Source organism: uncultured Frigoribacterium sp., from assembly GCF_963515265.1.
Lineage (GTDB): Bacteria > Actinomycetota > Actinomycetes > Actinomycetales > Microbacteriaceae > Frigoribacterium.
Genome location: NZ_CAUPYL010000068.1, coordinates 1 through 11,645, shown reverse-complemented (window position 1 = coordinate 11,645; position 11,645 = coordinate 1). Strand labels below are relative to the sequence as shown.

Annotated in this window: 11 protein-coding genes; 6 read left to right on the top strand and 5 right to left on the bottom strand. The window is 73.5% G+C overall.

From position 1 onward, the window contains the following. Nucleotides 1-92 precede the first annotated feature (92 nt). The 4 genes from RWM17_RS07700 to RWM17_RS07685 form a co-directional block, all read right to left on the bottom strand. Entirely contained in the window at nucleotides 93-1,193 is a 1,101-nt protein-coding gene (locus RWM17_RS07700; RefSeq protein WP_314102481.1) for a BMP family ABC transporter substrate-binding protein, read from the bottom strand. A gap of 192 nt (nucleotides 1,194-1,385) precedes the next feature. Beyond that, nucleotides 1,386-2,102 (bottom strand): response regulator, encoded by a 717-nt coding sequence (locus tag RWM17_RS07695; protein ID WP_399540277.1) that lies wholly within the window; start codon nucleotides 2,100-2,102, stop codon nucleotides 1,386-1,388. Then, nucleotides 2,090-3,340 carry a histidine kinase gene (locus RWM17_RS07690; RefSeq protein WP_314102479.1) on the bottom strand — a complete coding sequence of 417 codons (1,251 nt, stop codon included), beginning with the start codon at nucleotides 3,338-3,340 and terminating at the stop codon, nucleotides 2,090-2,092. Before RWM17_RS07690 ends, RWM17_RS07695 begins: the two co-directional genes overlap by 13 nt. A 182-nt stretch (nucleotides 3,341-3,522) precedes the next feature. Next, nucleotides 3,523-6,198 carry a phosphoenolpyruvate carboxylase gene (locus RWM17_RS07685; RefSeq protein WP_399540275.1) on the bottom strand — a complete coding sequence of 892 codons (2,676 nt, stop codon included), beginning with the start codon at nucleotides 6,196-6,198 and terminating at the stop codon, nucleotides 3,523-3,525. Nucleotides 6,199-6,282: 84 nt separating this feature from the next. Here RWM17_RS07685 and RWM17_RS07680 point away from each other — a divergent pair, with 84 nt between their 5' ends. From RWM17_RS07680 to RWM17_RS07665, 4 genes are all read left to right on the top strand, one after another. Beyond that, nucleotides 6,283-6,867, top strand: coding sequence for a GrpB family protein (locus RWM17_RS07680; RefSeq protein ID WP_314102477.1), 585 nt, complete (start codon nucleotides 6,283-6,285; stop codon nucleotides 6,865-6,867). A 31-nt stretch (nucleotides 6,868-6,898) separates the two neighbouring features. Continuing rightward, entirely contained in the window at nucleotides 6,899-7,252 is a 354-nt protein-coding gene (locus RWM17_RS07675) for a DUF2200 domain-containing protein (protein ID WP_314102475.1), read from the top strand. A gap of 48 nt (nucleotides 7,253-7,300) precedes the next feature. Further along, nucleotides 7,301-7,900, top strand: coding sequence for an NAD(P)H-dependent oxidoreductase (locus RWM17_RS07670; protein ID WP_314102473.1), 600 nt, complete (start codon nucleotides 7,301-7,303; stop codon nucleotides 7,898-7,900). A gap of 165 nt (nucleotides 7,901-8,065) precedes the next feature. Beyond that, nucleotides 8,066-8,560: an Hsp20/alpha crystallin family protein gene (locus tag RWM17_RS07665; RefSeq protein WP_314102471.1), complete on the top strand. Its 495-nt coding sequence runs from the start codon at nucleotides 8,066-8,068 to the stop codon at nucleotides 8,558-8,560. Between the two features lie 226 nt (nucleotides 8,561-8,786). Here RWM17_RS07665 and RWM17_RS07660 read toward each other — a convergent pair whose 3' ends face one another. Further along, on the bottom strand, nucleotides 8,787-10,301 hold the full coding sequence (locus RWM17_RS07660; protein WP_314102469.1) for a cation:dicarboxylate symporter family transporter: 1,515 nt from the start codon (nucleotides 10,299-10,301) through the stop codon (nucleotides 8,787-8,789). A gap of 199 nt (nucleotides 10,302-10,500) precedes the next feature. On the opposite strand from RWM17_RS07660, the gene RWM17_RS07655 reads away from it, so the two are divergent. Continuing rightward, entirely contained in the window at nucleotides 10,501-10,821 is a 321-nt protein-coding gene (locus RWM17_RS07655; protein WP_314102467.1) for a hypothetical protein, read from the top strand. A gap of 24 nt (nucleotides 10,822-10,845) precedes the next feature. Continuing rightward, the coding region (locus tag RWM17_RS07650; protein ID WP_314102466.1) for a PAS domain-containing protein at nucleotides 10,846-11,645 on the top strand (800 nt) is incomplete at its 3' end.

The window sequence follows — 11,645 nt, the reverse complement described above, 5'->3', positions numbered from 1 at the left end:
GCGGGCCAGCCGGCCGTAGGCCACGGCGGGCGCGTGGCGGCGGAGCGCGGGCGTCGTGACCGGACCGTCGCCCACCGTGACCGGGCCGTCGCCTACGGGGCGTCGGGCGAGTCGACCGTGACCGTGCCCGCGACGATCTGGTCGCGCAGGGCGTCGACCTCGGCGGCGAGGTCGGCGGGCACGCTCGACTCGAGGTCGTGGAACGGCGCGAGGCCGACGCCCTCGTTCTCGAGGGTGCCGACGTACGGCTCGTTCGTGAAGCTGTCGTCGGTCGTCGACACGGCGATCTCGCGCACGGCCTGCTCGGTGTCCTTGAGCACGGAGGTCAGCAGGATCGGACGGTAGGCCTCGGGCAGGGTGTCGTAGCCGTCGTTGTCGACCCAGATGACGCTCACTCCCCCGGTGTCGAGCGCGGCGGAGGCGGCGCCCTCGCCGACCTGGCCGGCGACGGGCATGATCACGTCGGCGCCCTGGTCGATCAGCGCCTGGGCGGACTGCTTGCCCTTGGCGACGTCCTCGAAGTCGCCGGTGAACGAGCCGTCGCGTGTCTCCTGGTCCCACCCGCGCAGGCTGACCGTCGTGCCGTGCGCGGCGTTGTAGGCGTCGACGCCCTGGGCGAAGCCGTCCATGAAGAGCGTGACGGGCGGCTGGTTGCCGCCGCCGAAGGTGCCCACGATGCCGGTCTTCGACACGCCCGCCGCGAGGTAGCCCGCGAGGTACGACGCCTGCGCCGTGTCGAACAGGATCGGCTTGACGTTGTCGCCCTCGACGGTCTCGTCGACGATGGCGAAGTCGACGTCGGGGTTCGCCGCGGCCTGCTCCTGGGTGGCGGCGGCCAGCTCGTAGCCGACGGTCAGGACGAAGCCGCAGCCGGACTCGACGGCCTGGGTCACGTTCGGCGCCAGGTCGGTCTCGGAGGTCGAGACGAGCACCTGCGCGGCGACGCCGTCGGCCTCGGCGGCCTGCAGCCCCGCCCAGCTCGACTGGTTGAACGAGCGGTCCTCGAGGCCGCCGGAGTTGGTCACCATCCGGGCGCAGTGGGCCGAGGCCGTCGCGGCGCCCCCGTCGCCCGACGGTGCCGACGCGCACGCCGACAGCAGGACGAGCCCGGCCAGGCCGGCGGCGGCGCCGAGGAGGCGCGGACGGACGGAGCGGGGAGAGATGCGGACGGGCACGACAGCACGGACAGACACGACGGATGACCTCCTGGACGGCGAGCGGACGCTGCTCTGCCGAAGATCATGGCACCTCCCCCGGTCCTGCACCGGGGCCGTGACCGTGCACGGGGACAGGCGGTGTCGAATCGTGACCTGGGGAGGGACGACGGCCACGGTTCGAGGCGACGCGCGGGGCCCCGGGCGACCAGGGGCGGAGGAGGAGCGGCGTCAGTCCTCGGGGAGCCCCGCCGCCCGCGCCAGCAGGGCGAGCTGCACCCGGCCGTCGACGCCGAGCTTGTCGTACGCGTGGCCGAGGTGGGTCTTCACCGTCGCGACGCTGACGTACAGCTCGGCGCCGATCTGCGCGTTCGAGCGGCCGCGCACGACCCCGCGCACGACGTCGGCCTCGCGGGCGGTGAGCAGGGCGAGACGGGACCGGGCCTCGTCGGCCGCGGCCGCCGCCTCCTCGGCGCTGCCGTCGACCGGCTGCACGGGGACGGACGCGGTCGCGGCCCCGATCACGCGGTCGAGCACGCTCGGCGACAGGGTCGACCGGCCCTGCGCCGCCGCGAGGACCGCCGCCACCAGCTCGGCCGGCGGGGTGTCCTTGAGCAGGAACCCGCGGGCGCCGAGGCGCAGCGCCCCGAGCACCATGTCGTCCGCGTCGAAGGTCGTGAGCACGAGGACGGCGAGGTCGGGTCGACGCGCGAGCTCTCGCTCGGTCGCGGCGAGCCCGTCACGGCGGGGCATGCGGATGTCCATCAGGACGACGTCGGGGAGGGTCTCGGCGATGACGTGCTCGGCCTCGACGCCGTCGCCGGCCTCGCCCACCACCTCGACGGACGGCTCGCCGCCGAGGATGAGGCGGAGCCCGGTCCGGACGAGCCTCTCGTCGTCGACGAGAACGACACGGACCGGGGCGGAGGCGCGGGTCAACGGGTCCACGGCAGCCTCGCCTCCACGACGTGGCGACCCGCGGACGAGTCGAGGGTCAGGGTGCCGCCGGCGAGGCGGGCTCGCTCCCCCAGCCCGTCGAGGCCGTGGCCGCCGCGCACGGCGCGCGCACCGGCAGCCCCGAGGGAGTTCTCCACCCGGACGACGAGCTGGCCCCCGGGACGCCCGTCGAGCGTCACCGTCACCGGCTGCCCCGGGGCGTGCCGGCGGGCGTTCGTCAGGCACTCCTGCACGATGCGGAAGGCGTGCCGGCTCGTCGTCGTGGGAGGCGCCTCCTCGGACGGATCGTCCGCCGCCGCGGGGTCGCTGTGGCCGCCGGTCAGGGCCGGCGGGAGCGACGACTCGAGCTGGACGACCGTGCCCGCGGACCGCGCCTCGTCGAGCAGCTCGTCCAGCCCTGCCAGGGTCGGCTGGGGCGGAGCGGCCACCGCGCCGCCGTCGGGACCGGGCTCGCGGAGCACCCCGAGCACGTCCCGCAGCTCGGTCAGCGCCGTGCGGGCGTTCTCCCGGATGACGCCGGCGGTGGCCCGCGTCTCGGCCGGGTCGAGGTCGTCGCGGTACTCGAGGGCCCCGGCGTGCAGGGCGACGAGCGAGAGCCGGTGGGCGAGCACGTCGTGCATCTCGCGGGCGATCCGGGTGCGCTCGTGGTCGCGTGCCTGGGCCAGGCGGAGGTGCTCCTCCTCCTCGACGAGGCGGGCGCGCTCGCGCAGGCTGCGCAGCAGCTCACGACGACCGCCGATGTAGAGGCCGATCACGACGAGCAGCGCGGCGACGACCGCCGTCGCGATGGTGACCTGCCACAGCGGCGTCTCGTCGGCGGACCGGAAGACGAAGGCCTCTGCGAGCACTCCCGAGACGAGGAAGACCGCGGCCACGGGCACGAGCTCGCCGACGCGGCGACGTGTGGCGAGCGAGATGAGCATGACGCCGCCTGCGCCGAGCCCGAGGGGCGAGACGGCGGTGATCGCCACGACGAACAGCGTGAGCACCAAGGGGGCACGGTGACGGAAGGGCAAGATCACGAGGGCGGTGAGGCCGACGGCGACGTCGAGCAGCACGAGCAGGCCGAACCGCATCTCCCCCATGCCCTGCTGCAGTGCAGGGTCGCTGAACCAGACGGTCACGGAGATGAGGACCCCCGACAGGAGCGCGGCCAGCATGCGCCACGTCTCGCCCCAGGCGCGGGCCCAGCCACGGGGTCTGCCGTCGGTCGCGGTCTCGGTGCTCATGCTCCGAGGGTACGGAGCGGGCGCCTCCTCGGGGATCGACCGAAGGTCGGAGGTGGGAGGTCGGCGCCCCGGCACCGTTCAGGAAGTGTCGTGGCGCGACACCTGCATCGTGCACGACTCAGGAACATCGGTCCCCCCGCCGCGAGACGCAGGACCGATGTTCCTGAATGAGGGAGACGAGGTCAGCCCGTGTTCTGGAGGCCGGCCGCGATGCCGTTGACGGTGAGCAGCAGGAGGCGGTGGTCGGCGTCCGCGGGGTCCTTCTCGACCGAGCGCCGGATCCCCCGCAGGGCCCGCAGCTGCAGCAGCGACAGCGCGTCGACGTAGGGGCTCCGGAGGCGCACCGAGCGGCTGAGCACCGGTCGCCCCTCGAGCACGTCGCTCGACCCGCTCGTCGCGAGCACCCACTCGCGGGTCAGTGCCATCTCGTCCAGCACCCGGTCGGCGAGGTCGTCCCGCTCGGCGAGGCCGAGGTACCGACGGGCGATGTGGTCGTCGGTCTTCGCCAGGGAGAGCTCGACGTTCTTGATCATCGTGCGGAAGAGCGGCCACGCCTCGTAGGCCTCGCGCAGCACCTGCACGTCGCCGACCGCGGCGAGCGCCGAGCCGAGGCCGTACCAGCCGGCCAGGTTGATGCGGGCCTGGGTCCACGCGAAGACCCACGGGATCGCCCGCAGATCCTCGAGCGACTCGACCGAGAGGCCGCGACGGGCGGGACGCGAGCCGAGCGCGAGCAGGCCCACCTCCTCCATCGGGGTCACGGTGGCGAACCAGCTCGCGAACCCGTCGGCCTTGACCAGGCCGAAGAAGGCGTCGCGCGAGGCGGCGTCCATCGCGGCGGCCAGCGGGGCGAAGCGCTCGGCGGAGGCGGCGTTCGCGGCGGCCGTGGACGGCGTCGACGCGTGCAGGGTCGCGGCGGCCATCTGCTCGATGTGGCGGGCGGCGATCACCTTGTTGCCGTAGTTCGCGAGGATCACCTCGCCCTGCTCGGTGATCTTGAACCGGCCCTCGACCGACCCGGGCGGCTGCGCGCGGACGGCCTCGTGGGCCGGTCCGCCGCCGCGGCCCATCGAGCCGCCGCGGCCGTGGAACAGGGTCAGCTCGATGTCGTTGCTCCGCGCCCACTCGGCGATGCGCGCCTGCGCGTCGTAGAGCGCGAAGGTGGCGCTGACGGGGCCGACGTCCTTCGACGAGTCGGAGTAGCCGAGCATCACCTCGAGCTTGCGGCCGGTCGCGGCGAGGCGGCGCTGCACCGCGTCGGTCTGCAGGGCCTCGTCGAGGATGCGCGTCGACGCCTCGAGGTCGGCGAACGTCTCGAAGAGCGGGATGACGTCGAGCACCGGCGCCGCCTCGGCCGAGCCGAGGGCGAGCTCGGCCAGCTCGACGACGTTCGCGAGGTCGGCCGACGACTGGGTGAACGACACGATGTACCGGGAGGCGGCACGACGCCCGAAGCGCTGCTGCAGCGAGGCGACGGTGCGGAACACGTCGAGCACCTCGACGGTCTGCGCGCTCAGCTCGCCGCCGGTCCGCGCCTCCTCGAGTGCGGTGCGGTGCACCTGCGAGTGCTGGCGCACCTCGAGCTCGGCGAGGTGGAAGCCGAAGGTCTCGACCTGCCAGACGAGGTTCTGGAGCTCGCCGTTGGCCGCGCGGTGCGCCCCGGCCGCACGCAGCGACGCCTGGACGGTGCGGAGGTCGGCGAGCAGGTCGTCGGGGCCCGCGTAGGCGAGGCCCTCGACGCCGCGGCGCGTGGCGTCGATCCGCTCGGCGACGAACAGCAGCACCCGGCGGTGGGTCTCGTTGGGCGAGCGGATGCCGATGCGCGAGGCCGTGTCGGGGTCGAGCGAACGCTGCTGCTCGGCGAGCTCGCGGACGCCTGCGTCGGCCGGGGTGTCGGCCTCGTCGAGGGTCAGGGTGCCGCCGATGCGGCCGGCCGCCCGGTGCAGGCCGAGCAGCACGTGCTCGGACGCGATCTCGGCGGCGGCGCGGGTGACCTCGGCGGTGACGTGCGGATTGCCGTCGCGGTCGCCGCCGATCCAGCTGCTGAAGCGCATGAAGGCCGGGGCCGCCACCGGCTGACGGCCGGCCGCGTCGCCGTTGAGGCGGTCGTCGAGCACCCGGTACACGTGCGGCACGACCTCGAACAGGGTCTGGTCGAAGACGTTCATCGCGGTGCGGACCTCGTCGAGCGGGGTCGGCCGCGTGGTGCGCAGCGGCGAGGTGCGCCACAGCACGTCGATCTCCTCGAGGAGGCGACGCTCGGTCTCGAGCAGGTCGGCCGTGCTCTGCGCGGCGTCGCGCTCGTCGAGCAGGTCGCTGATGCGGCGGATGGTGCTCGCGACCGCGCGGCGGCGAGCCTCGGTGGGGTGCGCGGTGAAGACGGGCTGGAACCGCAGCGACTGCAGACGCGCCGACGCCTCCTCGGCCCCCAGCTCCTCCACGAGCCGCTCGACCGCGGCGGGCAGCGAGTCGGCGCGCTCGCGGCGTCGGCGCAGCACGCGCACCCGGTGGTGCTCCTCGGCGAGGTTGGAGAGGTGGAAGTAGACGGTGAAGGCCCGGGCGACCTGCTCGGCGCGCTCCTGGTCGAGCTCCGCGACGATCTCGCCGGCGCGGTCGACCGGCTCGGCCGAGTCCGTCTTGCCGGCGTGGCCCGCGGTCGCGTCCTCGTAGGCGGAGATAACGGCGGCGCGCAGGCGCTCGACGTCGGCCAGCAGGTCGGGGCCGCCTGCCTCGGTGAGCACGCGCCCGAGCAGGCTGCCCAGGAAGCTGACGTCGGCGCGCAGGTCGGTGTCGACCGCCCCCCGGACGTCGTCTCGGCTGGCTCCGTCGGGTCGCTTCGCGGTGTCGGTGTCGGTCACGGGACCATCATGGACGAACTCGGGGGCAGATGACGCCGTGTGCCGAGAAGGCAGCGCGAGGCGGACGGCTGCGAGGATGGCCGGGTGACCGACGAGACCCCCCTCCGCCGCCCGCGACGCCGACCCGACGTCACCCAGCTCGACCTCGTCGGCGGCCCCGAGGCCGTCGCCGTGACCCTGCACGAGCCCGACCCGCGCTGGCCCGAGCTCTACCGTGAGCACGAACGGCGCATCGTCGCGGCCCTCGCGACGACCGGCACGCGGGCGCAGGTCGAGCACATCGGCTCGACGTCCGTGCCCGGCCTGGCCGCGAAGCCGATCGTCGACGTCGTCGTCGCGGTCGAGGACGTCACCGCCGAGGAGGACTGGCTCGAGCCCCTGCTCGCCGCCGGCTACCTGCTGCGCGTGCGCGAGCCGGGGCACCGGCTGGTGCGCACGCCGGAGCGCGACGTGCACGTGCACGTCTACGACCGCGGCGCTCCTGCGGTGGCCGACTACCTCCTCCTTCGTGACCACCTGCGCCGTGACGACGCCGACCGGGCCCTCTACGAGCGGACGAAGCGCGCCCTGCTCGAGCGCCGCTGGGACGACATGAACGACTACGCCGACGCCAAGACCGACGTCATCTCGGCGATCAAGGGCCGGGCGAGGGAGGCGCGCGAGGGCTGACGGGACCCGCCCCCGCAGCTACGCTGCCGCCATGGACCGCAACGGCCGCATCTACGAGACCGCGTTCGCCGACGTGTACCCGCTCTACGTCGCGAAGGCCGAGCGGAAGGGCCACACGCGCGCCGAGGTCGACACGGTGGTCACGTGGCTGACCGGCTACGACGACGCCCGGCTCGCGGAGCACCTGGCTTCACGGACCACGTTCCGCGAGTTCTTCGCCGCCGCCGAGCTGAACCCGCGGGCGTCGCTCGTGACCGGCGTGATCTGCGGCGTGCGCATCGAGGAGCTCGACGACGAGCTGATGCAGCAGATCCGCCGGCTCGACAAGCTCGTCGACGAGGTCGCGCGGGGGCGCGCCATGTCGAAGGTGCTGCGCGAGGGCTGAGATCGCTCGCCGGGCTGCCAGCCAGCCCGAGCCGGTTGACTGGGCTGCATGAAGACGCTCATCGTCACCGCCCACCCTGACCCTGAGTCGCTCACCGCCGGCATCGCCGAGCAGCTCCGGACGGCGCTGGAGCCCGGTGACGTCGAGGTCGCCGATCTCGCCGCCGAGGACTTCGACCCGCGGTTCGGCGCCGCTGACCGGCACAGCTACCGGGTCGGCGGGGAGTTCTCACCTGACGTCCTGCGGGAGCACCGCCGACTCGACGCCGCCGACCACCTCGTGCTCGTCTTCCCGGTCTGGTGGTGGTCGATGCCGGCCCTGCTCAAGGGCTGGGTCGACCGGGTGTTCGTGAACGGCTGGGCGTTCGACGTGAGCGCGCCGGACGCGGAGGGCGGGATGCGACGCAACCTGGGCGGGCTCACGATCCACCTCCTCCTCGTGGCCGGCGACAGCGCCTCCACCTACGAGAGGCACGGCTACGAGCAGGCTCTCGAGACGCAGATCGGGCACGGGATCGTCGACTACGTCGGCGCCCGACGCGGAGCCACGGCGTGGGTGCACGACTCCGAGCGCGACGACGACGCGGGTCGGCGGAAGGCGGTCGAGGAGGCGGTGGCCCAGGTGGCTGCGGCGGTCCGGGGCGCCTGAGGCGCCCCCGGTCGTTCCTCTGAGCGAACTCCGAGCCTGATCTGAGCGAACTCCGAGCTACGAGCCGTGACGCCGTCCTAGCATCGAGTCACCGAGTTGAGCCACAGCGACTCAACTCTCGACAGACACCGACTCCGTCACGGAAGGGGACTCTTCATCATGGCAATGACCTTCGATCCTTTCACCGAGCTCGACCGCCTCGCCGGCAGCCTGCTCGCGACGCGGCAGGGCCCGCGGCAGATGCCCGTCGACCTGTACCGCGACGGCGACCGCTACGTGCTGTCCGCCGACATGCCGGGCGTCGACCCGGGCAGCGTCGACGTCGACGTCGACGGCCAGGTGCTCACCGTCAAGGCGCAGCGCACGGCCGACGCCCGCACCGGCGCGCAGTGGCTCGCGAAGGAACGCCCGCACGGCTCGTACCTCCGCCAGTTCAGCCTCGGCGAGGGCGTCGACGCGAGCGGCATCTCGGCCCACTACGACGCCGGCGTCCTCTCGATCGTCATCCCGGTGACGCAGAAGGCCGCCCCGCGCCGCATCGAGGTGACGACCAGCCCGGCTGCGGCCGTCGAGACGGGCTCCGGGTCCGGCGCCGGCACGACGCAGGCCGGGTCCGAGTCGGCTCGCGCCGATGCCGACGCGGCGTCGACGAGCGCGTAGGAGGCGCGGGTGAGCACGTTCGCGCTGCAGGCGCTCGCCGAGACCGTCGGTGAGCACCGGGTCTACTGGGACCCGTCGGCGGACGACGACGACTGACCCGTCTCGCGCCTGGACCTCGAGCACCCCGTAGTGGACCGTGCACCCCGTCGTTCTGGGGTGCATCGTCCACTACGGGGTGCTTCGCGCTGGCGACGACGGCGACGGCGACGGCGTGCGCCGCCGCTTGTCAGCGGCGCGAGACCCGCTCGTCGCCGCCGACGATCGTCCGCACGGTGTCGGTCGAGATGCGGTCGTCGCGTGCCGGTCCCGTCGTCTCGGCCGCCGCCTCCTCGGCACCGGCTCCCGTGGCGGCCGCGTGGGCCGCGTCGCCGTGGCCGTCGGCGCTCATCGTCGACTCGTCGAAGGGCGAGTCGCCGGCGAGCACACGCGCGACCTGGTCCGTGTCGACCTCGCGGGTCCAGGTGCCGACGAGCAGCGTCGCGACCGCGTTGCCGGTGAAGTTCGTCAGGGCGCGGGCCTCGGACATGAAGCGGTCGATGCCGACGATCACGCCCACCCCGTCGACGAGGTCGGGCCGGTGCGCCTGCAGGCCGCCGGCGAGGGTCGCGATGCCGGCTCCCGTGACGCCCGCGGCGCCCTTCGAGGCGATCATCATGAAGAGCAGCAGCGAGAGCTGCTCCCCCACGCTCAGCGGCGTGCCCATCGCGTTGGCGATGAACAGCGACGCCATCGTCAGGTAGATCGCCGTGCCGTCGAGGTTGAACGAGTATCCGGTGGGCACCGTGATGCCGACGACGGGCTTCGAGACGCCGAGGTGCTCCATCTTCGCGATGAGGCGGGGCAGGGCCACCTCGCTCGACGACGTCGACACGATCAGCAGGTACTCGCGGCCGAGGTAGCGCATCACCCGGAAGATGTTGATGCCCGTGACGAGCTTCAGCACCGTGCCGAGCACGCCCGCGACGAACACGATGCAGGTGACGTAGAACGCGACCATCAGGGTCGCGAGGGCGACGATCGCCGCGACGCCGGTCTCGCCGACGACGGCCGCGATGGCGCCGAACGCGCCGATCGGGGCGACCCACATGATCATCGCGAGGATGCGGAACACCAGCACCTGCAGGTTGCGGACCCCCTCGAGGATCGTCGCGCCGCGCGCGCCCATCCGCTGCAGCGCGAAGCCGACGAGCAGGGCGACGAAGAGCGTCTGCAGGATCGAGCCGCTGGTCAGCGACGAGACGAGCGTCTCGGGGATGATGCCGAGCAGGAAGCCGGCCGTGCCGCCCGCCTCCTCGCTCGCCGGCGCCTCGTAGCCGGTGCTGCCGACCATCAGCCCCTCGCCGGGGTGGATCAGGTTGCCGACGACGAGGCCGATCGCCAGGGCGAAGGTCGACATCGCGATGAAGTAGCCGAGGGCGAGCCCGCCGACCTTGCCGACCGTCGCCGCCTTCGCGATCGAGCCGACGCCGAGCACGATCGTGCAGAAGATCACCGGCGCGATCATCATCGAGATCAGCGAGACGAACGCGGTGCCGATCGGCTTCAGCTGCACCGCGACGTCGGGCGCCGTCAGGCCGACGAGGATGCCGGCCCCGACCGCGACGATCACGGCGATGTAGAGCCAGTGCGACTTCTCGATCCGCCGGAGGCGCGAGAGGGGCGAACGGTGAGGCTCGCCCCCGAGGGCGGTGCCGTCGGCGCTCGACGGGCGGGGAGTGCGGGGAGAAGGCGTCTTTGCCATCGGTGGTCCTCGTGCTCGTGACCGGGACGACGTCGTCGCCGGTCGGCGGGGTGGATCGGGCCAGCATGACCTCGGTGCCTCCGCCGCACGAGCTTGCGTTCATAGTGTTCGCGGCGGCCGCCGGGGCCCCGACGCCGCAGGCAGCCGCGCGCCCGCGCCGCGGGCGGCTCGCGTCGGCGGCGGTCGCTAGTGTGGCGCCATGACCGACGACGACGTCACCACGAAGACCGTCCAGCTGCGCCGCTACGAGCTCGCCCCCGGGGTGCTCGACGACTTCGTCGCCTGGTTCGCCTCCCGGCTGGTGCCGGCCCGCACCTCCTCGGGCTTCACGATCGAGTTCGCCTACGCCGACCGCGACGTCGAGGAGTTCACCTGGGCCGTCAGCGCTCCCGGCGACGCCGAGGCCTTCCTCGCGCTCGAGGCCGAGTACCTGGCGTCCGAGGCACGAGCCGCGGCGTTCGCCGGGGAGCCGACGCGCGTCGCCGTCTCGCACGTGCGGCTGGTCGAGCCCGTCGTCTAGGCGACCGGACCGTCCGGCAGTCCGATGCGCCGCGCCAGCATCGCCACCCGACTGTTCGCCCTGCAGGTCGTCGGCGTCGTCGTGCTCGCCCTCGTCGCCGGGGCGTGGCAGTGGACGAGCGCGCGCACCGACACCGAGCGTGCCGCGGCCGCTCGCTGCACGGCCCTCGCGACCTCGATCGCCGACAACCCGTTCGTGCTCGAGGCGCTCGGCACGGACGACCCGTCCGCGTCGCTCGAGCCGTACGCGCTCGACCTGATGCGAGACACCGACACCGACTTCGTCACCGTGATGACGCCCGACCGCACCCGACTCACGCACCCTGACCCTGCCGAGATCGGGCGGCCGTTCATCGGCACGATCGACCCTGCGCTCGCCGGGCGGTCGTTCACGGAGACGTACTCGGGCACGCTCGGGCCGTCGGTGCGCGCCGTGGTGCCGGTGCGGGGCGACGACGGAGAGGTCGTCGCCCTCGTGGCCGCCGGCGTGACCGTCGACAGCGTCTCCGCGGCGCTCGGCCAGCGCCTCCCGCTGCTCGTCGGCGGGGCCCTCGCGACCGTAGCCCTCGGGGCGCTGGCGGCGTGGCTGCTCAGCCGCCACCTCCGGCGGGTCACCCGTGGCCTCGGCGCCGAGGAGCTCGGCCGGGTCAGCGATCACCACGAGGCGGTGCTGCACTCGGTCGGCGAGGGGCTCGTGCTCGTCGACGACCAGGGGCGGCTCACGCTCGCGAACGACCACGCGGCGCTCCTGCTCGGGCTGCCGTCGCTCGTCGTCGACGTCGCCGGGCGGCCCTTGCCGGTCGCGGAGCTCGCTCTGCCGACGTC